Below are 234 nucleotides of genomic sequence, written 5' to 3'. Positions count from 1 at the left end.
AAATTGCCGTTTATACACCTAAAGGGAAATTACCCTGGGACGATGCAGTAACTATGGAAATTGCCGTTTATACACCTAAAGGGAAATTACCCTGGGACGATGCAGTAACTATGGTTTTAAGCTATGCAGAAATTCCTTACGAAACTATTTATGATGAGGAAGTTTTGAGCGATACACTTTTATTATACGATTGGCTACATTTGCATCACGAAGATTTTACTGGGCAATACGGAA

At 38.0% G+C, this 234-nt stretch carries 1 protein-coding gene; it reads left to right on the top strand.

Translation table 11 applies throughout. The features are described 5' to 3' along the window. Window positions 1-53: 53 nt before the first annotated feature. The coding region (locus H2O73_RS24325; protein WP_220457789.1) for a hypothetical protein at window positions 54-234 on the top strand (181 nt) is incomplete at its 3' end.

Source organism: Vibrio marinisediminis, assembly GCF_014050145.1.
Lineage (GTDB): Bacteria > Pseudomonadota > Gammaproteobacteria > Enterobacterales > Vibrionaceae > Vibrio > Vibrio marinisediminis.
The sequence above is the reverse complement of the archived record's forward strand: the minus strand, read 5'-3'. Positions and strand labels throughout refer to the sequence as shown.